Consider the following 25,318-nt stretch of genomic DNA (forward strand, 5'->3'; position numbering starts at 1 on the left):
GCTTTGCCTACAGTGCCGCCGACCGGGTGTCCAGTCCACGCTGTACGCAACCGCCGCCAACACCTCAAAAGCAAGCGCGTGGACTTGACACCCGGGCGGCGGCGCTGTACCCGTAGGGCTGACGACGTGACCGAGGGGAACGAACCCCCACCTCACCAACCGCCAGCGCAGGGCCCTGACTGTACCGACCTATGGACTGGCGCCCGTTCCCCGAGGGAACCGAGGCCCCCGCTGGAGGCGCCTGCTTTACCCAGCTTTTGACTTTGATCTTTGATCCCAACTCAAAATCTCGCCCCTTACTCTCCCACCCCCCTACCTCCGCTTAGAAACCGGCACCACATACCGACTAAACACCAACTCCCTCAACACATCATCCCCACCCTCAACAATCGAAACATACCGAACATCCCGCAACAGCTTCCCAATCAAAGCCTCACTAGTGAACCCCACCCCACCAAACATCTCAGAAGCCGCCGAAAGAACCTCCCACCCCACCTGCCCACAAAACATCTTCGTCGTAACAGCCGACTTCAACGTCCCCTGCCGCAAAAACTCAGCCCCAGCATTCGCCCCAGCAGCAATCGCATCATACTCACGCGCCGCCGCCAAACACTGATTCGCCATCACATCAATCTGCATCTCAAACTGCCCAAGCTTCGCCGCGAACACCGGGTTATTAACCAATGGCGCCCCCTTCACCACCTTCGCCTTCGCATAGTCCATGCACAAATCCCGAGCCCGACGCGCGATCCCCAACGCCGTAGTCGCAATAAGAATCCGACTAGCGTTCAACCCCACCTCAAGAATCCGCAGCCCGTTCCCCTTCAACGCATTCCCAGCCGGCACCCGAACCTCGTTCAACGACACCTGATACGTCGCCGACGACCTCAACCCGACAACATCCCACCGCTTATCAACCACAACCCCCGGCGTATCCCGCGGCACAACAACCGCCAAATACTCCGACGCCGCCCCCTCCACCCTCGCCACAACAACCAAAAACCGCCCAAAATCCGTATTAGTCGAAAAAGCCTTCTGCCCACTCAAAACCAACTCATCACCCTCCCTCCGCACCACCGTCGACATCCGCGCCAACTCACTCCCAGCCTCGTGCTCACTCCCCAACGTCGCACAAAAACTGTTGTCAGCAGCCATAGCCCCCAAATACCGCTCCTGAAGCTCCTCACTCCCATACCAACCAACCATGCTGGTCGTCAGCACCGGAATAAACAGCGTGAACGCCGCACCCGCATCCCCATAGGAGAGCTCAGAAACAATCTGAACACTCTCCTCCAAACTCAACTCCATCCCACCAAACCGCTTCGGCAACCACCAGTTCGCCAACCCGGTATCCGCAAACCGCCCATACAACGGCAGCGGCGCCGGCGCCAACGAATCCAGCAGCTCCTCAGACCCGATCAGCTCCCGCCGAACGAAGTCCTGAACCTTCCTCAAGTACTCAGGCGGACGTGGCATTGGCCGCTCCATCGATCAGGGCCGCAAGCTGGCCGACCGTCGGGCTCTCCAGCAAGCCCGTAATGGGAATCGCCGCGCCTAGCGCCTTGCGAATGCGCGCGGTGAGGTTGATCGCGATCAGCGAGTGGCCACCGAGCTCGAAGAAGTTGTCAGCCGACCCGATCGGCTCGATCCCGAGCACCTTCGACCAGATCCCCGCCAACGTCGCCTCAGTACCCTCCCGCGGCGCGACATACGGAGTGTTCAGATCCGGACGCGGGTGAAGCTCGCGCTCCTCGTCATCATCACCCTCATGCAGATCGCCGGTGACCCACTGCTCGATCCGGTGATCGACAGACCCGGTCGAGATGACCAGCTGCCCCAACCGGTCCCCGGCCGCCAGCGTCCGCTCGAAGATGTCGCACGCCTCCGACGGAATCATCGCGTAGTCATTGACCCCGGGCCCGTGCCCGGCCAGCCGGTCCGGATCGATGTTCCAGGTGTCCCAGTCGACGGTGATCCACCGGCCGCCCACACCATCGCGCCGAGCAAGCCGCAAATACGCATCGAGCGCCGCATTCGCCGAGGCATACGGCCCCAGCGTCATACCACCCAGCACCGCCGCGATCGACGACATCGTGATCCGCCGGTCAGGACACTGCTCACCAAGCACTTCCTGCAACACATGGAAGCCCTGAACCTTGGCATCCATATGCGCCTGACACGCCGCCCTGTCAATCAGGTGCGCGTAGTCGAAGAACCGCGGGTCCTGGACGCCGGCGCCATGCAGCACCACATCGATCTTGCCGAACCGGTCCACCGCCGCCTCGACGACCGCCCGCATCTGCTCCACATCAGCGACGTCCGCCGACATCGCGATGACCTCGGCGCCGCGCGCCTCCAAGTCCTGGATGTTGCGAATATGCCGGGCCGTACGCTCCCCGCCCTCCGGCACGTCGTCCAAGTAGGACTGCCACTCCTCGCGCGGTGGCACCGTAGTCCGCGCCGTAAGCACCAGCTTGCAGGCGTACTTGCTCGCAAGGTGACGCGACAGCACGAGCCCGACGTCGCCAAGCCCGCCAGTAATCAGAACCGTGTCGCCCTCACCGATCGGCTGGTTCCCAGGCCCGATCTCATCGGTCGGGCAGGGCTCGTAGACCTGAAGCCACGCCTCCCCGGCTCTCACGGCGACGGGCCCTTCGTACTTGCTCACCGCCGCAGCCAGCATCATCGTCAAAGCGCTGACATCATCAACATCGATGCTACGACTCCGAACCCGCGGGTTCTCCTGGGCCAACGTAGGAGCCAACGCAGCAAGCGTCGAATGCTCAGGATGAAGCAAGTCCGAGCCAATGACCCCAGCAGCACCGGACGTCAACAGCACGACCTCGGCACGCGGCGCAGCGCCAGTCTCATCAATCAGCCCGCGAGCCAAAGCAAGCACGGAGTAGAACCCGCGATCCTGCTCAGCATTGAAGTGATCCATCGGATCACCAACCGCCTGACCACTGGCAAGACTGAACCCATGAACGATCGCGCGCGGCGGGTCAGACAGGGCACTGAGAAGCAGCGCCATGTCCTCAGGCTCGTCCACTCGCACCGTGAACCCCGACGGATCTTGAGTGAACGCGTCGCCAGGACGAACAGCAGTCACATCGGCGCCGGCAGCCACCAGCCGCTCAACAAGCGCCTCGCCCCGCTCCTCACCAGCGAACACCAACCACGGCCCGGCCTCACGAACCTTCTCATCAAGCCCCGCGACCGCCACCGGCAGACGCCGCCAGCTCGGCAAATACGTCCACTGCGACCGGTCATACGTCCGGCCCGTCGTACGAGCCGCCGCAGCCGCCGGCAAAGCATCCACCCAGTAGCGCCGCCGCTGGAACGGATAGGTAGGCAGCTCCACCCGCCGCCCGGCACCACCGTGCAGCACAGACCAGTTGATCTGGCTTCCCGCCTGCCACAACCGAGCCAGCACCGTCAGCAGCCACTGGGATGCCGTGCTCGACACACCCGACCGCTCGGGCTCCGGCCCGACCACGATCTCCTCGACACCCTCGACAGCCGGATCACGAACAATACGAACCCCCAACGCCGCAAACCAATCACCCAGCGCCCCCAGCGTCTTCTCAGCGACGCCACCCCCACCGGCCGCAGCCCCCGACGCAGCTCCAGCCCCGGCTCCAGCTCCAGCGCCGGCCCCAGCTCCAACCGCAACCCCAGCTCCAACCCCCGAATCACCCTTCGCCCCACTCTTCGCCCCGACAGCCTGACTCACCCCGGAGTCGGCCAGAGCGACAGCCACCTGCTCCCACCACTCGTCCCCAGCCCCCTCCCCCGCAACCAACCGCACCTTCGGATTCCGCCGCCTCGTCTTCTCATCGATCCACCGCGCCGGATCCGTCAACGCCGCCAGCGCGTCCTCCCGGTCCCGACAAACCACCGCCCGCCGCAACGCGAACCCACCCCGCGACACCTGCAACGTGAACGCGACATCCGCAAGGTCGACGTCGACGTCGACATCCGCCAGGCCCTCCAGATACGCCCGCAGCCGCTCCGTCACATCCCCCAGCGCGTTCTCGTTCAACGCCGAGAAGGTCAGCAGATGCGGCCCCGGCCGCGCCGCCCGGGCCTCCCGCACCGGCGGCTCCTCCAGCACCACATGCCCGTTCGTCCCGCCGAGCCCGAACGAGCTGACCCCGGCCCGCCGCGGATTCGGCCCCTCCGGCCACGCCGCGTCGCGAGTCAGCACCGTGAACTGGTCGGCGGCCGTCGCCAGCGCCGGATTCGGGCTCTGATAGTTCGGCGTCCCCGGCAGCACCCCGTGCTTGACGACGTGCGCGGCCCGGATCAGCGCGGCCACGCCCGACGCCCGGTCCAGGTGCCCGAGGCTCGGCTTCAGCGTGCCCAGGACGCACGGCGTCGTACGCGCGGAGGTGAACACGCGGTTCATCGCCGCCAGCTCGATCGAGTCGCCCAGCACCGTCCCGGTGGCGTGGCACTCCACATAACCCACGGTGTCGGTCTTCACCCCGGCCACCCCGAGCGCCAGCTTGATGACCTCGGCCTGCCCGTCGACACCGGGCGCGGTGTATCCGGCGCGGACCCGGCCGTCGTTGTTCACCGCCGAACCCAGAATCACCGCGTGGATGACGTCGCCGTCAGCGAGCGCCTCGCTCATCCGCTTGAGCGCGACCGCCCCCACACCACTGCCCATCACCGTGCCGTTGGCAGCGCTGTCGAAGCTGCGCACGATCCCGTCGGGCGAGGCGATGCCGCCCTGCTCGTACAAATACCCGGACGGCTGCGGCAGCGGTATGAAGGCGCCGCCGGCCAACGCGAGGTCGCACTCATACGTGAGCAGGCTCTGGCACGCCAAGTGGATGGCGACCATCGACGTCGAGCAGAACGTCTGCACGGTCACCGCCGGGCCGTTCAGCCCCAGCTTGTAGGACACGAAGTTGGCCAACGAGTCGCGCTCGTTGCCGGTCGCGATCAGCAGCACCCCGCCGGGCTCGGTCTGGAGGTGCTGGATGTTCTGCACGATGTAGTCGGGGAACCCGCACCCGGCGAACACCGCGACCTGCCCCGGAGCCTCCGTCGGGCAGTACCCGGCGCCCTCCAGCGCCTCCCAGGTGCACTCCAGGAACAGCCGGTGCTGCGGGTCCATCGTCTCGGCTTCGCGCGGGTTGATCCCGAACACCGCCGCGTCGAACTTGTCGACGTCGGACAGCGGGCCGCCGATCCGCACATACCTCGGATCGGCGAGCTGACCCGGAGTGGCGCCGGCGGCGCGCAGCTCCTCGTCGTCGAGCTCGCGCAGCCCCTTGATCCCGGCGCGCAGGTTGCTCCACAGCAGCTCCGCGCTGCTCGCGCCCGGGAACCGCCCGGACATCCCGACCAGGGCGACGGCTGTGGCGTAGCGGCCGTCGGTCGTCATCGCGTCGTCGGTCGTCAGCGTCATCAGTTTCTCCCCTTGCGCAGGCTGCTGCGTCGTTGTTCGATCCGGGAGCGGTAGAGGTCGCGGGCCTCGGCCTCCCGGTCCTGCTCGTCCTGGTCCTGGCCGGCGGCCGCGGCGGCGGCCAGGGAGGAGACCGTCGGAGCCTGGTAGAGCAGGTGCGGCGGCAGGCTGGAGACGTCGAGCGCCTGCCGGACGCGGACGATGATCTCCATGCCGATCAGCGAGTTGCCGCCGAGTTCGAAGAAGTTGTCGTGCACGCCGACCTGTTCCAGGCCCAGCGCCTCGGCCCAGACGTCGCAGATGGCCTCCTCTTCGGGCGTCTGCGGTTCGACGAAGGGCGCGGACAGGTCCGGGCGGGGGTGGCGGCCGAAGGCGTCGCGGGCCTTCTTCACGGTGGCCTGGTGGCTCTGGATCGAGGAGCGGCGGCTCATCGCCACGATCGGGCTGAAGTCCTGGGTGGAGACGACGACGTGCCGTTCCCCGGAGGCCAGGACGCGTTGCAGCGTGAGCCAGCCGGCGTCGAAGGGGATGCCGAAGGTCTGGCGGTACTGCTCGAAGAACTGCCGCGAGCCCTCGTCGTAGTCCTCGAGCCCGGTGGTCCAGCCGTTCCAGACCCATTCGCCCCAGTCGATCGAGGTGACCAGGGTGCCGGGCAGGGCGTCGCCGAGGGCGAAGGCGTCGAGGTAGGCGTTGGCCGCGCAGTAGTCGACCTGGCCGGCGCCACCGCCGGTGGCGGACGTGGTGGAGGAGAACAGGGCGACGAAGTCGACCGGGACGGGCAGCTCTTTCAGGGCCGCCGCGAGCGCCCGGGTGCCGGCGACCTTGGGGGCCAGCACCTTCTCGATGTCGGCGGCGGTCTTGAACTGCATCATGCCGACGGCCGGGACGCCGGCGCAGTGCAGCACCCCGTCCAGGCCGCCGAAGACGGTGCGGGCGGCGTCGACGGCGCGGCGGACGTCGGCGGGTTTGGACACGTCGCCGGCGACGGTGATGACCGAGTCCAGGCGGCGCAGTCCCTCGATGCGGCGGCGGACCTCGGGCGCGGTGGCGTCGGAGGCGAGGATCTGGCTCCACTGGTCGGCCGGCGGCACCGGGGTGCGGCCCATCAGGACCAGGTGGGCGCGGTGGTCGCGGGCCAGGCGCTCGGCCATGGCCAGGCCGATGCCGCCGAGGCCGCCGGTGACGAGGTAGGTGCCGCCGGTGCGGATGGTGACGGCGGGGGCGGGGTCGGTGATGCAGGATTCCTCGATGACCTCGTAGCCGGGGATCCAGCGGCGGCCGCCGCGCAGGCCGACGACCTGGTCGTCGGGTTCGGAGCGGAGCTCGGCGACCAGGGCGCGCAGGGCGGCGGGGTCGTCGAGCGGGCCGGGGCCGACCGGGGTGTCGCGGACGTCGGCGGCCCGGAAGTCGGCGGTCCGGGCGTCAGTGTTCTTCGCATCGGTGTTCTGGACGTCGATGAGCCGGGTCCGCACGCCCGGGTACTCGACGGGGATCAGGCGGCAGGGCCCCAGGACCAGCGCCTGCTCCGGCCGGACCTGGTCGCCGGGCAGCACGCGGTGGCCGCCGTCGGTGACGATGTCCAGGGTCCAGGGCGGCAGGCCGAGGTCTCCGGCGGCCTTCGCGACGGCGATGACGGAGTGGATGCCCAGGTCCAGGAACGCCCGGGTCCCGGTGGTCGCGGTGCCTGTGCCGGATGCCGACCCGGAGCCGGAGCCGGTCCCGCCGAGAGCGGCGTCGCGCACCGCGCCGACCGCCGCGCCGACGACGCTGCCGAGAGAGTCGAGCGTGGCGTCGCGCACCGCGTCGGCGACCACGCCGAAGGCGGCTCCGGCGACGCTGCCGAAGATCCCGTCGCCGCGCACCGCGCCGAGCTCGGCGTTCATCGGGGGCGGGACGTCGGACGCGGCCTCCGAGGGGCCGTCGTCGGCGCCGAGCCCGAGGGTCCACAGGTGCAGCACGTGCTCCGGCGCCTGGCCGCGCTTGACCAGGTCCCGCAGCGCGGCGGTCATGTCCTCGACCGATCCGGGCCGCAGCACGTAGCCGTCCGGCCGGGTGGCGAACGCGGCGCCGGGCCGGGCCACGACCGGTTGCGCGCCGGCGGCCGTGAGGGCCGCGATCAGCCGGTCGGCGCGGCTGTCGTCAGCGGCGAGGACCAGCCAGCGGCCGGTATCGGTGCGCGCCGGGCGCGGGGTGGTCTGCCGCCAGGTCGGCACGTTGATCCACTGCGTCTCGGGCAGCAGCGGCAGGCCGGTCAGGACACTGCTGGGGTCGTTCTCGTCGAAGGCGGGGGTGTCGTCGCCGCGCAGGCCCACCGAGGGGTTGAGCCGGTCGGCGTTGTCCGGGTCCAGCCAGTACTCGGTGCGCTGGAAGGGGTAGGTCGGCAGCGGGACGCGGCCCGGGGTCCAGCCGGAGTGCCAGGCGCGCCAGTCGATCGGCACGCCAGCCAGCCACAGGTTGCCCAGCAGGTCGGTGAGCGCGGCGTCGGTGCCGCGGCTCTCGGCGGAGGCCGGCAGCGAGGTGACGATCAGCGGCCACTGGTTCCGGTCGCAGGCGGGGTGGCCGCGGGTCAGCGCGCCGAGCGAGCGGCCGGGGCCGATCTCGACCAGCGCGGCGTCGCCGCCGTGCAGGATCTCCTCCAGCCCGGTGCCGAACTCGACGGTCTCGCACATGTGCCGGGCCCAGTAGCCGGGGTCGGCGAGGGTCTCGGCGTCGACGAGGCGGCCGGTGACGTTGCTGAGGTAGGGGATGGCCGGCGGGTTGAGGGTGACGTTCTCCTTGACCCACGCGGTGAGCTCGTCGGCGGCCGGCAGCAGCATCCGGGAGTGGAAGGCGTGCGTGGTCTCCAGGCGGCGGTTGCCGATGCCGACGCCGAGCAGCAGCTTCGACGCGGCGGCGACGGCGTCGACGGGGCCGGCCAGGACCAGCTGGGTGCCGGTGCGGATGGCCACGTCGAGGTCGTCCAGCGTGGTGCCGAGCACCGAGCGCAGGCGGGCCTCGTCGCAGGCCACGGCCAGCATCGCGCCCTCGGGCAGGGCGGCGATCAGCTGCGCGCGGAAGGCGACCAGGCGCAGCGCGTCGGCCAGCGACAGCACCCCGGACAGGCAGGCCGCGACGTATTCGCCGAGGCTGTAGCCGATCATCAGCTGCGGTTCGACGCCCCAGCGGAGCAGCTGGCGGGCCAGGGCGTATTCGGCCACGAAGACGGCGGGCTGGATCAGGTGCGCGTTCTCGGTCGACCGATCGGAGGAGTCCGCGCGGTCGGCGGAGTCGGCCAGGCCCGCGCCCTCTTCGCGGCCGAGCAGCCGGGCCAGGTCGCCCGCGTCGTCGGACCGGGTCCGGTCGACTTCGACGAACATGTCCGACAGCTGTCCGGGCTCGGCGAGACCGAGCACGGCCAGGCACTCGTCGACGTCGGCCCGGTATTCGGCCTCGTCCCGATACAGCTCGGCGACCATGCCGGGGTACTGCTCGCCGACCCCGGCGATCAGGAAGCCGACGCGGCGGCCGGTCATCGGGTCCACGCGCGCCAGCCGCGCCGCCGGGTCGCCGATCCGCCGCGCGGCCTCGGTCGTGGTGTCGGTGACGACGAGCCGGCGGTGCGAGAACAGCTTGCGGCCGGTCTGCAGGGTGAAGGCGACGTCGCCGAGTTCGAGGTCGGGGTCGCCGGCGAGCCGCTCGGCCAGCCGGGTGCAGGCCTGGTCGGCGGCGGCCTCGGTGCGCGCGGAGACCGGCAGCACCTGCCACCGGCGCACCCGCCGCGGGCGCGGCTCGGGCTCGGGCGCCTCGGAGATGATCGCGTGCGCGTTGGTGCCGCCGGTGCCCAGGGAGCTCAGCCCGGCGATGCGGGGCCGGTCGTCCCGGCGCGGCCAGGGCGTGGGCTCGGCGGTGACGCGGAACGGGCTGCCGGCGAAGTCGATCTCCGGGTTCGGGGTGCGGAAGTGCACGGTGCCGGGGATCAGCTCGTGGCGCAGCGACTGCACCACCTTGATCAGCCCGGTGGCGCCGGAGGCCCGGTCCAGGTGCCCGACGTTCGGCTTCACCGAACCGAGCAGGCAGTACTGCTTGCGCTCGGTCGGGCCGAACGCCGCGGTGAGGGCCGCGACCTCCATCGGGTCGCCGACCTCGGTGGCGGTGCCGTGCGCCTCGACGTAGGAGATGCTGTTGGGATCGATCCCGGCGTTGGCGATGGCGCTGGTGGCGCAGCGACGCTGGCCGTCGATGCTCGGCGCCTGGAAGCTGAACTTCAGGGCGCCGTCGTTGTTGATGTGCGAGCCGCGGATGACCGCGAGCACGGTGTCGCGGTCGGCGATCGCGGCGTCGAGGCGCTTGATCGCGACGACCGCGGCGCCGTCGCCGTACATGCTGCCCTTGGCCGCGGCGTCGAACGTCCGCACCTTGCCGTCGGGCGAGGCCTGGTTGCCCTCGTGGTACATGTAGCCGACCCGGTCCGGGACCCGGATCGAGACGCCGCCGGCGATGGCGATGTCGCACTCGCCCCGCCGGACACTCGCGCAGGCCAAGTGAATGGCGACCAGCGAGGTCGAGCAGAAGGTCTGCACCGCGACAGCGGGACCGCGCAGGTCCAGGCGGTAGGAGACGGCGGTGGCCAGCGCGTCCTTGTCGTTGCCGACCATCAGCCCGGCCACCTCCACCCCCATGCGGAAGGCGTTGGGCCGGGTCAGCAAATAAGTGCTGATATTCATGCCGGCGAAGACGCCGACCACACCGCGGCCCTCGGGCACCCCGTACCCGGCGGACTCCAGCACCTCCCAGGCGCACTCGGCGAAGATCCGCTGCTGCGGGTCCGCGAGCATCGCCTCCCGGGGGCTGCTGCCGAAGAACGCCGCGTCCCATCCCCGGATGTCGTTCAGGATGGGGCGCATGCGGACGTAGTCCGGGTGGTGCACCTCCGCCGGGTCCTCCCCGGCGGACAGCAGCTCCTCATCGGTGAAGCTGCTGAACGACTCCACCCCGGTACTGATGTTGCGCCAGAACGCATCCACGTCGTCGGCGCCGGGGAACCGGCCGGCCATGCCGATGATCGCGATCTGCGGCTCGCCCCCCGGTCCCGCGGCGCTGCCGTTCCCGTTGTGCAGGTCCGTGTGCCGGTCCATTCGACGTTGCCCCCAAATCCGCGGGTGGGAAAAGCCGTACATACAGCAAGAACAAGAATTGTCAGAGCATCCGAGTGCGGCCCCAGCCGCGCGTCAGGCGCCGGACCGCGAACACGCCGGCCAGCAGCCCCAGCCCACCGAGCACCGCCGCCGGCACCAGCACGCCGCCGGCATCCCCGGACACCGCCGCCTGGTCCATCTTCAACGCCCAGTAACCCGGCGAGGCATGCGCGCCGGCCTGGAGCCAGCCCGGCATCAGGCTCAGCGGCACCAACGCACCGCCCATGGAGCTCAGCACCAGCGCGCCGACGTCCGAGATGACGCCCAGCTCCCCGGAACTGCGCGCGACCGTCGCCAACGCGGCACCCACCGCCAGCAGGGCGAACGCCCACACCACGATGGCAAGAGCGACATAGCCCAGCTGCTTGGGCACCGGCAGGCCGATGACGAAGCACCCGTACACGAACAACAAGGCCTGCTGGATCGACATCACCACGAAGATCGGAATGATCTTCCCGATCAGCATCTCGGTGGCACTGGCCCGACTGGCCCGCAGCCGATCCCACGTCTGCCAGTTCCGCTCGACCAGGATCGAGTTCCCGGCCACCGCGATCGCGAACACCGAGAACATCACCAGCAACCCGGTCACCACCTGCCTGGCCCCGCCCTGCACCGCCTTCACATACAGCGGCTTGAGCACCACCATCAATATCATCGGCATGATGATGTAACTGATGATCTGCCCCGGATCCCGCAACCGGATCCGCGTATTGTGCTTGGCCATCGCGGCGATCCGCTGCCAGGACTCGCCTATTCCGTCACGTGTCACGGCCCACCGCCAGAGATCGGTAGAGATCATCGAGGTCGGCATTACGCACCTCGACAGAAGTAATCGGCTGCTTGGTAGTGGCCAGCAGCTCTATCAACGTCTTCGTCGGATCATTCGTCGAGATCCGCACGTCCTCAGCATCCTCGAAGCACGCGTGAACCTCACCGGGCAGCCCGTCGACGAGCTCCTCATACGTCCCCCGCGCGATAACCCGCCCCGCGCGAATAACCGCAATAGTCGCCTGAAGCTCAGTAAGCTCCGGCAGGTAGTGCGTCGTGTACACGACAGCAGCACCCTCACCAGCCCGCTGCTTGACGACATCCAACATCGCCTGCCGCGTCTCCTGATCAGCCCCCGCAGTCGGCTCGTCCAACAACAACAACGGCGGATTATTGATCAACGCCGTAGCCGCCTGCGTCCTCCGCTGCTGCCCCCCGGACAAAGCCCCCGTCCGCCGATCCATGATCTCGCCCAACCGCAACGCGACCCCGAGCTCCTCAATAGCCGCAGCCAGCGCGACCTTCCGCAAACCAGCCAACCGCCCAAAGAGCTCCAGATGCTCCCGCACCGTAATAGACGGATACAGCCCCAAATGCTGCGGCGCCACCCCGACCAACCCCTTGGCCTTGCCCGGCGCCTTCCCATCAATGGTCACCGAACCACCATCAGGCCGCGTCAACGCCGTAACGATCTCCACAAACGTCGTCTTACCGGCACCGTTGTGCCCAACCAGACCAACAATCTCTCCAGGGACGGCCTTCAACGAGAACCCGTCCAAAGCTGTGACCGGACCGTAGCGCTTCGCCAGGTCGAGGGCTTCGAGCACGGTGTCACTTCCCTTGGGTAGGAGGCCCCTGACAGTGGACCTGGCGCCACGGTAGAAGCGCACGGATCACCATCGCTAGCCGCAGGAAGTGGCCGGGGAATAGATGTCACCGGACCGAATGCACGTAACAAACGGCAAGCCGCACGCCAACAACGAGCCGGCCGCAGAGCACACGCACCAGCACACAAGAGTGCCGAGCGACCACAAGAAGACGGAAGCCAGAAATCAACACCCGGAAGCCGACGACCAGAAGACGAAGTCGACAACCGCCAGCCAACGGCGGGGACCCGGCAGCCAGAAGTCGACAACCAACACCCACCGAGCCCGAAAACAGAATTCGAAAGCCGGAAGCCGCAGCCGAAGCCAAAGCCGACAAAGCAGGAGCCGAACAACCGGGAGCCGGCGGCCAGAGGTGGGGAGCTGGCATGGCGGTCAGGCACCGGAGCCGGAAGCGGGCGGGAAGCGGCAAGCTGCCCGCCAGGCGAGCAAGCAAGCGGGCAAGCCGCCCAGCAGGCGAGCCGCCGGACAGACAGGCGGGCAGGCGGACAAGCGGACAGGCAGGGGGGCGGGCAGCGGACAAGCAGGAGGGAAAGCAGATAAGCGGGATCGCAGGCAGGCGAGGCGGCCGACCTGGCAGGCGAACGGCCATGCAGGTGGGCAAGCAGGCAGACGACCAGGCCGCCCAGCAGGCGAGCCAAGGGCAGACCGGCAGGCAGGCGGGCGAGCCGACGGACAGGCAGGCAAGGGAAAAGAAGACAGACAAGCGGCAGGGCAAGCAAATAAGCAGCGGGCAGCCAAGCAAGCAGGAGAGCAGCCACCCAAAACTCGAAAACCGCCAGCCAAACACCGAAGCCGACAATCTCTGCCCCCGAGACTGTCAATCCCCTGCCTGGGTTTTCGGTTCGTTCCCCTCGGTCACGTCGGCAGGGCTTTGCCTACAGTGCCGCCGACCGGGTGTCCAGTCCATGCATACGCAACAGCAAGGCAAGGCCTCAAACGCAACGGCATGGACTTGACACTCGGGCGGCGGCACTGTACCCGTAGGGCTGCCGACGTGACCGAGGGGAACGAACCCCCACCTCACCAACCGCCAGCGCAGGGACTGACCAGACCCCCCTATGGAGCCGGCGCCAGTTCCCCGAGGGATCCGAGGCCCCCGCTGGAAGCGCCTGCTTTTAGCCTTTAGCTTTAGCCTTTAGCCTTTAGCCTTTAGCTTTAGCCTTCAGCTCTTAGCTTCAGCCTTTAGCTCTTAGCTTCAGCCTTCAGCTTTTAGCTTTTATCCCAGCCCTCCCCCCAACAACATCATCCCGAGCATCCCCCTCCCGCACCCCATACCTCCCATACAAAACCCGCAAAAACCCCGGCGCCCACCAGTTCGCCCCACCCAACAACCGCATCGTCGCAGGCACCAACAACAACCTCACCACCGTCGCATCCACCAACAACGCGACAAACATCCCCACCCCAATCATCTTAATAAACGTCACATCAGCCATCGAGAACGCCCCCACCACCACGCACAACAGCACCGCCGCCGTAGTAATAATCCGCCCCGTACTCTGCACCCCGGTCACCACCGCCGCGCGGTTGTCCCCGGTGTCGTCCCACCGCTCCCGGATCCGCGACAGCAAGAACACCTCATAGTCCATCGACAACCCGAACAAGATCGCCACCATCAACACCGGCTGACTGGCCTCGATGTACCCCGTCGGCGTGAACCCGAAGAACCCCGACAGGTGCCCCTCCTGGAAGATCCACGTCACCACCCCGAACGCCGCCGCGATCGAGATCACGTTCATCACAATCGCCTTGATCGGCACCAGCACCGACCCGAACGCGATCGCCAGGAACAGGAACGTGACCCCGGCCACGATCAATCCCATCCACAACAACCGCGAACTCACCGAGTGCAGCTGATCCACGATCCCCGCGGTCGTACCGCCCACCAGCACCGTCGCCCCGGCCGGCGGCGGCAGCGCCCGAACCCGCTTAACCAGATCCTGATTCGCCACCGAGCTGGCATCACCATCGAAAGTAGCGTTGAACAGCGTCGCCGTCGGACTCTCGGCAGCCACCGACGTCCCCGTCACCCCGGGCACCGCGGCCAACTGCTCCCCATACGCCTTCACAGCATCCGGCGACGCGCCCGACACCAGCACCCTGATCGGCCGAATACTCCCACCCGGGAAATCCGAAGCCAGCTTCTCCGACACCACCCGGCTCTGCGTACCGGCCGGCAGCTGACGCTCATCGACCCCGCCAAAGTGAACCTTCGCGAACGGCGCGGCCAGAACCCCCAACACCACCAGCACCCCGACCATATAAACGATCGGACGCTTCATCACACTGCCCGCGATCTTCGCCCACCGCCCCGACTCCCCCGCTCCCTGCGGAGAGCCACCACTCCCACCAGCAGCAGCCCCCTTCACTGCCGCCGCAGACCTCTTCGCCTTCCTCCTCTTCGCCCAAGGCAAAGCCAGCGCATCAACCCGATGCCCCAAAATCGCCAACAAAGCAGGCAGCACCGTCAAACTAGCAACCATAGCCACCAAAACCGCAGCCGACCCCCCAAACCCCATCGACCGCAAAAACACCTGCGGATAAATCAACAAACTCGACAACGCCAAAGCCACCAACAACCCCGACACCGCGACCGTCCGCCCCGCCGTGGCCATGGTCCTCGACAAAGCCGCCCGCACCTCACGCCCGGCATCCAACTCCTCCCGGAACCGCGTGACGATGAACAACCCGTAGTCGACAGCCAGCCCCAACCCCAAAATCGTCACGATGCTGATCGCGAACGTCGAAACAGTCGTATATTCCTCAATAACCCGGATCCCGGTGAACGCCCCGAGCACCGCCAGTCCCCCGATCAGCGGCGGCATCAGCGCCGCGACCAGGTTCCCGAACACCAGGATCAACAACAGCGTCAGAATCGGCATCGAGATGCTCTCCGCCATCGCGATGCCGTCGCCGACCTTGCCGCTGATGTCGAGGTCGACCACCTTCTGGCCGCCGACCTGCGTCGTCAGCCCGTCGGCGGCCAGCGCGTGCCGGATCTTCTTGGCATTGGAATCCTTGACCCCGTCCACCAGGTTGATCGCGATGAACGTCGAGTGCCCGTCCCGGGACACCATCGACGGCGACTGGGTGTCATAGTACGAAACCACGCTCGCGACCGACGGATCGGTCTTGATCCGTCCCTCCACCGCCACCACCGCGCTCTGGAACGCCGGATCGGTGGCCGCCATCGTGGGGCTGGAGTAGAGCCCGACGATGTCGGCGCTTTGCGTCCGTCCGAAATCGGCCACGATCCGTGCTTTGACGACCTGCGAGTCGCTCTTGGGATCGTCGAGCGTCCCGCTGCCGGACAGCCGGCCGAACGCCCCCGTCCCCCATACGCCGGCGAAGACAGCGAAGCCGACGGTCAAGGCGACCACCACCCACCGCAGTCGCCCTACGATCGCGCCCCAACCAGCGAACATGGATACGTCCCTCGTCTCGACATCAGGATCTTGATGGCGTGGCAATCCCCTTCCAGCCTGCCCTACCCGGCAGGACCCTGACATAGGCGTCCACTGACCACTTCGGCCAACTGCTTCCGCCAGAATTCACCCGTGCGCCGCCCACCCGTGCGCACCACGCCGGTGCGCGACGCACCAGAACGCAACACGCCGCCGGACGACACACCAAGCCTCGACGCACCAAGCCTCGGCTCACCAAGCCCCGACGCACCAAGCCTCGGCTCACCAAGCCCCGACGCACCGGCCCTCAACTCACCCCACCCACTGCGCCAGCGCCTCAGTAAGCAGACTCCTGGTCAACGCCCCCTGCTCGAACACCGCGAAGTGTCCCCCGGCCAACGTGTGCTGCCGCACCGGCCCCACCGTCTCCCCGAGCCACATCTCCTGCTGCTCGACCGGCGCCCGCGGGTCGTCGGTGCTGGCCAGCACCGTGATCGGCACCATCAACGGCGGCTCCGCCCGGTACTCGTAGGTCTCCTTGACGCTGAAATCGGCCCGGAACGGCGGCAGGATCGTCTCCAGCGCCCCGGCGTCGGCCAGCAGCCACTCCGGCGTGCCCCCGAGGCGGCGCAGCATCTGCACCACCTCGGGAACCGCCATCCCGCCGACCGGCGGACCGTCGTCCGCCGGACAGGACGGCGCCGAGCAGCCGCTGACGAACAGGTGCACGGGCTGCGGCCGCCCGCGCCGGCGCAGCGCGCGCACCGTCTCGAAGGCCACCAGCGCCCCCAGGCTGTGCCCGTAGAGCGCGAACGGCCGCCCGGCGGCCTCGGTCGAGACCACCGTCGCGATCACCGCCACCAGGGAGTCCATGTCCTGGTACGGGCTCTCGCGCAGCCGGCTCTCCCGCCCGGGCAGTTGCAGCGGCAGCACCGCGGTCCCCGGCACCCCGTCCTGCCAGGACCGGAACGCCGAGGCGCCGCCGCCGGCGTGCGGCAGGCAGAACAGCGGCAGCGCGTCGTCGTCCGCGACGCGCGGCCGCACCGGCAGCCACCGGTTGAGATCGCCGATCAGCGGCATCGTGGTCACGGCAGGATCTCCAGCCGGACGTACTCCGGCGGCGGCTGGATGTCGCTGGTCTCGGCCTCCAGCACCGCGTGCGCGCCGTCCCGCTCGACCTCGCGGAAGCCGGCGAAGATGTACGTGATCTGCATCATCCGGTTGCGCCCGGTCTCGACGAAGTCGGCGCGCAGCGGCGCCCCGGCCTCCCCGGCCAGCCGCAGCACGTGGTTGAGCAGCACCATCCCGACGCCGCGCGACATCACCCGGCAGGACATCAGCATCATCCGCAGATGCCAGACCTTCTCGCCCTTCTCCACCAGCGCCAGCCCGATCTTGCCGTAGCTGCCGAACTTGTCGGTGAGCGAGGCGACCAGCACCAGGTGGTCCGGCGACTCGCGCAGCGCGTCGAGCTCCTCGTAGGAGTAGGTGCGGCCGGTGGAGTTGAGCTGGTTGGTGCGGACCGTCAGCTCCTCGGCCCGCTGCAGGTCGGCGGTCTTGGCCGCCTCGATGGTGAACCCCATCTCCAGACTGGCCAGGAACTCCTCGTTGGTGCCGACGAAGTCCTTCTCCAGCCCGTCGCGCAGGATCTGGCCCTGGTACATCTCCCGGCGCCGCGCCGACTCGTCGGTGACGAACCGCGGCTGGAACTCCGGACGCTCCAGCGCCTCCTCCAGGTCCAGGATGTCGACGCAGATCACCTCCGGCGTGCCGAAGGCGACCTCGGCGCGCTCGAAGTCCTGGTCGTCGACGAACGCGAACGCGTCCAGCCCGAGGTTCAGCGCCTCGGCGACCACCTTGATCGACGTCGACTTCGGGTTCCAGCCGATCTGCGGGGCCAGGAAGTACTCGGCCAGCCCGAGCTCCTCCAGCTTGGCCATCGCGGTCTCATAATCGTTCTTGCTGGCGATCGAGTGCAGCACGCCCTTGGCGTCCAGCGCCTCGATGTGCTCCACGACCCGCGGCCGTATCTTGACGTCGGGGTCCTCCAGCAGCACGCCGTCCCACAGCGTGTTGTCCAGGTCCCACACGATGCATTTGATCCGGCCGCGCTTCGGCTTGGCCGGCAGCTCCGCGGCCTTGCCCGCGGCCTTCTCCACAGCCTGACCCTCGGCCTGACCCTCGTCCGCGCTGACGGCGGTAACGGCGTTCACAGCTTCATCTCCCGATATGCCTCGCCAGCGATCGTGACCCGCTGGATCTCGTTGCTGCCCTCGATGATCTCCATGACCTTCGAGTCCCGGTACAGGCGCGCGACCGGGTAGTCCGGTCCGCAGCCGTTGGCGCCGTGGATCTGCACCGCCTCGGAGGCGTGCGTCGCGGCGCGGGTGGAGGCGAAGTACTTCGCCACCCAGGTCGCCATGATCGTCGTGGAGTCGCGGGCGTCCTTGAGCCGGCCGGCCTCGTGGCACAGCAGCCGGGCCGCGCGCACGTCGGTGACCATGTCGGACACCTTCGCCTGGATCAGCTGCAGGTTCCGCAGCGCCGAACCGCCGACCTCGCGCTGGTTGGTGTAGGCCGCGCAGGCCTCCAGGCAGGCCTGGATGATGCCCACCGAACCGGTCGCCACGCTGTAGCGGCCCAGGTCCAGGGTGCCGGTCAGGACCATCCCGGCGGTGAAGCCGCTGGGGCCCAGCAGCGACTCCGGCCCGAGCCGGACGTCGCGGAAGGTGACCTCGGCGAGCATCGAGGCCCGGGTGCCGAGGATCTCCGGGATCGGGCACACCTGCACGCCGGGGGTGTCCCGCGGCACCAGGAACGCGCCGATGCTGCCGGCGGTGCGGGCGAACACCAGGTACAGGTCCGCCCGCTGGCCGTTGGTGATCCACTTCTTGGTGCCGTTGAGCGTCCAGCCGCCGCCGGACTCCACCGCCGTGGAGGCGATGCCGGCCGCGTCGCTGCCGGCGCCGGGCTCGGACAGGCAGAACGCGCCCAGCGTCGTGCCGCGCGCCAGCTCGGACTCCCAGCGCTCGCGCTGCGCGTCCGAGCCCCAGCGCCGCAGCGCCCAGGACAGCATGGTGTGCACGGTCAGCAGGCTGCGCACCGAGGAGCAGCCGCGGCCCACCTCCTCGTGCACCTCGCCGAGCGTCACCATGTCCATGTCGGCGCCGCCGGACTCGCGCGGCAGGAACGGCGCCCACAGGCCGGCCGCTCCCATCCGCTCCAGCAGCTCCTCCGGGATCCGCCCGTCCCGCTCGAACCCGTTGGCCCGCGGCGCGATGTGCTCGTCGACGAAGGCCCGGGCCGAGGCCCGGTCATGGACGGCGCCGGACTCCAGTACCTCCAGGACGGGCCTGGCCGGACTCATCTCAGACCTCGGCCGTCTCGGCGAGCGCCGTGCGGCGGTCGACCAGCTCGGCCATCGACTTCACGGTGCGGAAGTTGTCCAGCCGCAGCTCGTCGTTGGGGATGGTGACGCCGAAGGTCTTCTCGATGAACATCACCAGCTCCATCGCGAACAGCGAGTTGACGAATCCGAGCTGGAAGATGTCCTCGGTCTCGGGGATCTCCACGTCCGGGAAGCGGCTCTCCAGGAAGCCGAGGATCTGGTCCTTCACGTTCTCAGCCATGTTCTATACCCCTCTGTGTCCGTGTTCCGTGTTCGGCGATTCTTGGTCGAGCACTGCGTTCTCGGTGAAGACCGTGCTCTCAGACGACGGCCCGGTTGGAGCCGCCGTAGTCGTAGAAGCCGCGGCCGGTCTTGCGGCCGTGCAGCCCGGCGGCCGTCATCTCCCGCAGCAGCGGGCAGGGCCGGTACTTGCTGTCGGAGTACTGGTCGTAGAGCACTTCGACGCTGTAGAGGATGGTGTCGACGCCGATCAGGTCGGCGGTCTCCAGCGGCCCCATCGGGTGGCCGAAGCAGCTGCGGAAGACGTCGTCGACCCCGGCGGCGTCGGCCACGCCCTCGTGCACCAGGTAGGCGGCCTCGTTGACGGTGAGCATCAGCACCCGGTTGGACACGAAGCCGCAGGCGTCCTTGACCGGGATGGCGCGCTTGCCCATCGCGGACAGCATGGCCCGGGTGCGCTCGATCGTCTGCTCGGAGGTGTGGACGCCCGGGATCATCTCCACCGCGGGCTTGGCCGGCACCGGGTTCATGAAGTGCACGCCGATGACGTTGGCCGGGCGCTTGGTGATCGAGGCGACCTGGGTGATCGGGATCGCCGAGGTGTTCACCACGAACACCGTGTCCGGGCCGCAGGCGGCGTCCAGCTCCTGGTAGACGCCGCGCTTGACGTCCCAGTTCTCGGTGACGTTCTCGACCACGATGTCCACCTTGGCCACCGCAGAGGCGCCGACGGCGGTGGTGATGCGGGCCAGCACGGCGTCCGGGTCCAGCTCGGGGCCGCCGGTGAGCCGGCTCATCCGGCAGTTGTTCCGGATCGTCGCCCGCGCCTCGGCCAGGATGGCCTCGCTGGTGTCGACCAGCACGACCTCGTGGCCGGTCTGGGCCAGGTTCTGGGCGACGCCCACTCCCATGACCCCGGCGCCCACGACACCGATCGCTCTGTCCATGTGTCACTCCGTTTTCTTCTCGGTTGGTGGGTCGCGGCCGGTCTGGACCGCCCGGCCCGGTTCAGTCGTGCGCGGCGCGCCGCCGGTTGGCGGAGGCTTCCAGGCCGGAGCGGCGCAGCTGGGCCCGGACCTGGTTGCCCTCGTCCTCGGGTCCGCTGGCCGACCAGGACGGCGCGCCGGCCGCGGCCGACTCGACGACCAGCGCCAGCGCGGCCACCGTCGGGGCCTCGTAGAGGATGTGCGGCGGCATCTCGGCCAGGCCGAACTCGCGCCGCAGCGCGGCGACGATGCTGACGCCGAGCAGGGAGTTGCCGCCGAGCTCGAAGAAGTTGTCCTGGACGCCGACCAGCTCCAGCCGCAGCGCGTCGCGCCAGATCTCGGCGATCTTCTCCTCGGCCTCGCCGGACGGCTCCTGGTAGGAGGTGACCAGCTCGGGCCGCGGGTACCGGTCGCCGGAGCGGCCGGCCGGCGGCATGACGGCCTCGATGGTGAACTTGGCGCTGCCCATGACGACCAGCGGGAAGTCCTGGGTGGAGATCACGACGCGCGGCTCGCCGGCGGCCAGGGCCCGCTGGAAGGCGCGCCAGCCGTCGTCGAAGGCGATGCCGAAGCGGGCGCGGTTCTCCCGGAAGAAGGTCTGGAGCTTCTCGTCGTAGCCGTCCAGGCCCTGCTCCCAGGCGTTCCAGGTCCACTCGCCCCAGTCGATCGAGAGCACCCGGCGGCCGGTCGCGGCCAGCTGGCAGGCGTAGCTGTCCAGGTAGGCGTTGGCGGCGCAGTAGTCGACCTGGCCGGGGCCGCCGCCGGTGGCGGAGGTGATCGAGGAGAAGAACACCAGGAAGTCCAGGGCGGTCTCGCCGGGGGTGCCGATGCCCAGGGCCTCGACGACGGCGCGCGCGCCGTCGATCTTCGGGGCGGTGACCTGGTCGAGTTCGGCGGGCTGCTTGAACTGCATCAGGCCCATGCCGGGGACGCCGGCGGCGTGCAGGACGCCGTGCAGGGCGCCGAAGCGCTCGACGGCGGTGTCGATCGCCTTGCGGACGTCGTCGGGGTTGGTGACGTCGCCGGTGACGACCTCGACCTCGGCGCCGAGCGCGAGCAGCTCCTGGACGGCCTGGACGCGGCGGCGGGCGGTGGGGTTCAGGCTGTCGGAGTCCCATTCCTCGCGGGGCGGCAGTCCGTGGCGGGCCAGCAGGACCAGGCGGGCCTGCCGGTCGCGGACCAGGCGTTCGGCCAGGCCGAGCGCGACGCCGCCGAGGCCGCCGGTGATCAGGTAGACGCCGCCGTCGCGCAGCCCGCCGCGCAGGCTCCCGGACAGGTCGCCGACCGGATCCGTGCCCTGGTCCGCGGTGGCCGGGCTGGTGCCCTCGCCCCCCGGCAGCCCGTCGACGGCCATGCGCTCGTAGCCGGGGATCCAGCGGCGTCCGCGGCGCAGCGCGACGATCCGGTCGGTGTGCGGACGGCCGAGTTCGGCGGCCAGGTCGGCGGCGAACGCGTCGGGCCGCAGCGCGGGCTGGTCGGCGTCGATCAGGCGCGCGGTGACCTTCGGGAACTCCAGCGGGATGACCAGGCACGGCCCCATCAGCGTGGCGGCGTCCGGGTTCGCGACGTCGTCGGGCAGCACCTGCTGCGTCCCGGAGACGCCGACGTCCAGCGTCCAGCTGTCCATGCCGAACTCGCCGGCCGCCCGGGCCAGCGCCACCAGGGTGTGCAGGCCGTAGGCGTTCGCGTCGGCACGCGCCACGGGTTCCAGGTTCCACAGGTGGACGACCTGGTCCAGCGGCTGCTTCAGGGCCCTGAGCAGCGCTGAGGCGTCTTCGAGGTTGCCGGGGCGGAGGAGGTAGCCGCCGTCCACGGCCGCGAAGGCGGCGCCGGGCCGCACCGTGACGACGTCGGGTCCGAGGCGGCGCGCGACGTCGTCGGCGGCGCCGTCCCGGGTGAAGACCAGCCGGGTGGCGGCCCGGGGGCCGGCGGCCGGCGAGGCGGTCTGGCGCCAGACCGGCAGGTGCAGCCAGTCCTCCTCGGCCAGCTTGGGCAGGCTGGCGACGGCTTCGAACAGGTTGCTGGCATCAGGGGCCTGACCGGCCGGGAGCTCGCCGGGGCGGTGTCCGTCGGTCAGGGTGGTGCGGGTGCCGGAGATCCAGTACTTCTGGCGCTGGAACGGGTAGGTCGGCAGCGGGACGCGGCCGGGCAGCCGGTCGGCGGCGCGGGTCGCCGCGCCGGAGCCGCCAGTCCCGCCGGCCTGGCCGGCCTCCTCGCGTTCGCCTCCGGACTCGTCGGCGGCAAGCTCTCCGCCTTCGAGCTGCTCGGACTCCGACACGGACCCCTCGGCCCCCTCGGCCCCGCCGCGCTCCGACCGCCCGTGCAGCGCCGGCCAGTCCACGTCGACCCCCAGCAGCCACAACCGGGCCAGGCAGTCGGCCAGGACGGCGTCGTCGGCGCGGCTGTCGGCCGCGGCCGGCAGCGTGGCGACGATGAGCGGCCAGCGCTGGGGCTCGCACCCGGCGCCGCGGATCAGCGCGCCGAGCGAGGAGCCGGGGCCGATCTCGACGATCGCCAGCTCGGGGTCGGCCAGCAGCGTCCGGATCCCGGCGGCGAACTGCACGGTCCCGGTCATGTGCCGGGCCCAGTAGCCGGGGTCGCGCACCAGGTCGGCGGTCGCGAGCTCGCCGGTGACGTTGGAGATGTAGGGGATCGTCGGCGCGTTGAGCGTGATGTGCTCGCCGATCCAGGCGGTGAGGTCGTCGGTGGCGGCGTCGAGCATCCGGCTGTGGAAGGCGTGCGTGGTCTGGAGCGGCCGGCAGGCGATCTCGGCGGAGCGCAGTTCGCTGAGGAAGGCTTCGATGTCCTTGGCCGGTCCGGCCACGACGGTGACCTCGGGGCCGTTGACCACCGCGATGTCCAGGTTCCGGCCGGGCAGGTCGTAGCGGTCGGCGAGGTCGGCGGCGGGCATCGACACGGCGGCCATCGCGCCGTGCGGCAGCGCGGCGATGAGCTTGGCGCGGTGCGCGACGAGCGCCAGCGCGTCGGGCAGCGACAGCACCCCGGACAGGCAGGCCGCGACGTATTCGCCGAGGCTGTAGCCGAGCATCAGCCGCGGCCGGACGCCCCAGGCCATCAGGGTTCCGGCCAGGGCGTACTCGACGGCGAACAGTGCCGGTTGCAGCGCCGCGGTGTCGGCCAGGGCCGTGGTGCGGTCGTCGGGCGCGCCGGTGTCGCGGCCGAGCAGCGCCGCCAGTCCGCCGCCGCCGGCCCGCGGTCCGGCGAGCAGGTCGGCGAGGTCGACCTCGGGCAGGGTCTCGGCGAGGGTGCGCAGGCAGCCGTCGAGCAGGTCGCGGAACACCGGCTCGCGCCGGTACAGCTCGGCGACGAGCCCGGGGTACTGCTCGCCGGTCCCGGTGAACAGGAACGCGGCCTGCCGGCCCCGGACGGCGTCGACCCGGTTCATCAGCCCGGGGCCGTCGCCGGCCAGGATCTTCGCGGCCTGCGGCACGCCGTCGGCGACGACGACCCGCCGGTGCTCGAAGGTCTTGCGGCCGATCTGGAGCGTGTAGGCGACGTCGGGGAGCCGGTGGCCGGCGCCGGGCCCGGCGAGGTGGCCGGCCAGGCGGGCGCAGGCCTGGTCGGCGGCGACGGCGTTGCGGGCGGACAGCGGCAGCACCTGGTAGCGGCGTTCGGAGTCGCCGCCGCCGTCCGGTCCGGCGCCGCGGCGCGGCGCCTCCTGGACCACGACGTGCACGTTCGTGCCTCCCATGCCCAGGGAGTTGATGCCGGCGATGGCCGGGCGGCCGTCGCGGGTGGTCCACGGGCTCAGGGCCGTGTTGACGTAGAACGGGCTGTCCTCGAAGTCGATCTCGGGGTTGGGGCTGGTGTAGTGCAGGCTCGGCGGGATGATCCGCTCGCGCAGCGCCAGCGAGGTCTTGATCAGGCCGGTGACGCCGGCCGCCCGGTCCAGGTGCCCGACGTTGGTCTTGACCGAGCCGATCGGGCAGTACTGCCGGGTCCGGGTGGGCCCGAACGCCCGGATCAGCGCCGCCATCTCGATCGGGTCGCCGAGCTCGGTGGCGGTGCCGTGGGCCTCGATGTAGCTGACGTCCTCGCCGGTGATGCCGGCGTCCACCAGCGCGTCGGCGACGACCCGGGCCTGCCCGACCACGCTGGGCGCGGTGTAGCCGACCTTGAGCGCGCCGTCGTTGTTCATCGCCGAGCCGCGGATCACCGACCAGATGTGGTCGCCGTCGCGCAGCGCGTCGGAGAGGCGCTTGAGGACCACGACCGCGGCGCCGTCGCCGAACATGCTGCCGCGGGCCTGGGCGTCGAAGGTCCGCACGTGGCCGTCGGGGGACTCCATGCCGCCGGGGCCGAAGATGTGGCCGACCTTGTCCGGCACCCGGATCGAGACGCCGCCGGCCATGGCGAGCTCGCATTCGCCGGCGCGCAGGCTCTGCATCGCCATGTGCGCGGCGACCAGGGAGGTGGAGCAGAACGTCTGCACCGCGACGCTGGGGCCGCGCAGGTCGAACAGGTAGGACACGTTCGTGGTGAGGGCGTCCTTGTCGTTGCCCATGATGATCTCGTAGGTGCTGACGTCGCCGCCGATGAGCGTTTCCTCGGGCATGCGCAGCAGGTAGGTGCTGATGTTGGAGCCGCCGAACACGCCGACGCGGCCGCGGTGCTCGGGGGCGGCGTAGCCGGCGTTCTCCAGCGCTTCCCAGCAGACTTCGAGGAACAGCCGCTGCTGGGGGTCGGTGAGCGCGGCCATGCGCGGGCTGAGGCCGAAGAACGCGGCGTCGAAGCCGGTGACGTCGGCGAGCACGGGGCGCGCCGGGACGTAGTGGTCGTTGGCGATGACGTCGGGGGCGACGCCGGAGGCGAGGAGTTCCTCCTCGTTGAAGAAGCTGATGGATTCCACGCCGTCGCGGATGTTCTGCCAGAAGGTGGCGACGTCGTCGGCGCCGGGGAACCGGCCGGACATGCCGACGATGGCGATCGGGTCGTCCTCGTCGGTGCCGGTGCGGTGGACCGCGGGCGCGGCCGGGACGGCCGGGCGGGCGGCGGCCGCGGCGGCCCCGGCGGACGGGGCGCGGGCGGTCAGGG

The 25,318-nt window shown here is 69.6% G+C and carries 12 protein-coding genes; all 12 read right to left on the reverse strand.

The genetic code is table 11. The annotated features are described in order from the left end of the window. Positions 1–312: 312 nt before the first annotated feature. Positions 313–1,488 (reverse strand): acyl-CoA dehydrogenase family protein, encoded by a 1,176-nt coding sequence (locus ABD481_RS44570; RefSeq protein ID WP_425559421.1) that lies wholly within the window; start codon positions 1,486–1,488, stop codon positions 313–315. Further along, positions 1,460–5,419 carry an SDR family NAD(P)-dependent oxidoreductase gene (locus tag ABD481_RS44575; protein WP_344671998.1) on the reverse strand — a complete coding sequence of 1,320 codons (3,960 nt, stop codon included), beginning with the start codon at positions 5,417–5,419 and terminating at the stop codon, positions 1,460–1,462. The genes ABD481_RS44570 and ABD481_RS44575 overlap by 29 nt, the downstream gene beginning before the upstream one ends. Beyond that, positions 5,419–10,530: a type I polyketide synthase gene (locus tag ABD481_RS44580; RefSeq protein WP_344671999.1), complete on the reverse strand. Its 5,112-nt coding sequence runs from the start codon at positions 10,528–10,530 to the stop codon at positions 5,419–5,421. Before ABD481_RS44580 ends, ABD481_RS44575 begins: the two co-directional genes overlap by 1 nt. Before the next feature lie 61 nt (positions 10,531–10,591). Further along, on the reverse strand, positions 10,592–11,359 hold the full coding sequence (locus tag ABD481_RS44585; protein ID WP_344672000.1) for an ABC transporter permease: 768 nt from the start codon (positions 11,357–11,359) through the stop codon (positions 10,592–10,594). Continuing rightward, on the reverse strand, positions 11,349–12,185 hold the full coding sequence (locus ABD481_RS44590) for an ABC transporter ATP-binding protein (protein ID WP_344672001.1): 837 nt from the start codon (positions 12,183–12,185) through the stop codon (positions 11,349–11,351). Before ABD481_RS44590 ends, ABD481_RS44585 begins: the two co-directional genes overlap by 11 nt. A gap of 1,262 nt (positions 12,186–13,447) precedes the next feature. Beyond that, positions 13,448–15,670 carry an MMPL family transporter gene (locus ABD481_RS44595; RefSeq protein ID WP_344672002.1) on the reverse strand — a complete coding sequence of 741 codons (2,223 nt, stop codon included), beginning with the start codon at positions 15,668–15,670 and terminating at the stop codon, positions 13,448–13,450. Between the two features lie 291 nt (positions 15,671–15,961). After that, entirely contained in the window at positions 15,962–16,729 is a 768-nt protein-coding gene (locus ABD481_RS44600; protein WP_344672007.1) for a thioesterase II family protein, read from the reverse strand. A 5-nt stretch (positions 16,730–16,734) separates the two neighbouring features. After that, the gene (locus ABD481_RS44605) at positions 16,735–17,808 is read right to left on the reverse strand and encodes an HAD-IIIC family phosphatase (protein WP_344672008.1); all 1,074 of its coding nucleotides are present in this window, start codon (positions 17,806–17,808) and stop codon (positions 16,735–16,737) included. A 50-nt stretch (positions 17,809–17,858) separates the two neighbouring features. Next, complete coding sequence (locus ABD481_RS44610) at positions 17,859–19,016, reverse strand: acyl-CoA dehydrogenase family protein (protein WP_344672003.1); 1,158 nt, start codon at positions 19,014–19,016, stop codon at positions 17,859–17,861. A gap of 1 nt (position 19,017) precedes the next feature. Next, positions 19,018–19,278: an acyl carrier protein gene (locus ABD481_RS44615; protein ID WP_344672004.1), complete on the reverse strand. Its 261-nt coding sequence runs from the start codon at positions 19,276–19,278 to the stop codon at positions 19,018–19,020. A 79-nt stretch (positions 19,279–19,357) separates the two neighbouring features. After that, on the reverse strand, positions 19,358–20,224 hold the full coding sequence (locus ABD481_RS44620; RefSeq protein ID WP_344672005.1) for a 3-hydroxyacyl-CoA dehydrogenase family protein: 867 nt from the start codon (positions 20,222–20,224) through the stop codon (positions 19,358–19,360). Positions 20,225–20,285: 61 nt separating this feature from the next. Continuing rightward, the gene (locus tag ABD481_RS44625; protein ID WP_344672006.1) at positions 20,286–25,316 is read right to left on the reverse strand and encodes a type I polyketide synthase; all 5,031 of its coding nucleotides are present in this window, start codon (positions 25,314–25,316) and stop codon (positions 20,286–20,288) included. Between the last annotated feature and the right edge of the window lie 2 nt (positions 25,317–25,318).

The organism is Catenulispora yoronensis (assembly GCF_039531695.1).
Taxonomy (GTDB): Bacteria; Actinomycetota; Actinomycetes; order Streptomycetales; family Catenulisporaceae; genus Catenulispora; species Catenulispora yoronensis.

Bases quoted from the DNA above. Each gene is read 5' to 3' on its own strand.
- ABD481_RS44570 (WP_425559421.1), bottom strand. From the start codon at position 1,488: ATGGAGCGGCCAATGCCACGTCCGCCTGAGTACTTGAGGAAGGTTCAG.
- ABD481_RS44575 (WP_344671998.1), bottom strand. From the start codon at position 5,419: ATGACGCTGACGACCGACGACGCGATGACGACCGACGGCCGCTACGCC.
- ABD481_RS44580 (WP_344671999.1), bottom strand. From the start codon at position 10,530: ATGGACCGGCACACGGACCTGCACAACGGGAACGGCAGCGCCGCGGGA.
- ABD481_RS44595 (WP_344672002.1), bottom strand. From the start codon at position 15,670: ATGTTCGCTGGTTGGGGCGCGATCGTAGGGCGACTGCGGTGGGTGGTG.
- ABD481_RS44600 (WP_344672007.1), bottom strand. From the start codon at position 16,729: ATGCCGCTGATCGGCGATCTCAACCGGTGGCTGCCGGTGCGGCCGCGC.
- ABD481_RS44610 (WP_344672003.1), bottom strand. From the start codon at position 19,016: ATGAGTCCGGCCAGGCCCGTCCTGGAGGTACTGGAGTCCGGCGCCGTC.
- ABD481_RS44615 (WP_344672004.1), bottom strand. From the start codon at position 19,278: ATGGCTGAGAACGTGAAGGACCAGATCCTCGGCTTCCTGGAGAGCCGC.
- ABD481_RS44620 (WP_344672005.1), bottom strand. From the start codon at position 20,224: ATGGACAGAGCGATCGGTGTCGTGGGCGCCGGGGTCATGGGAGTGGGC.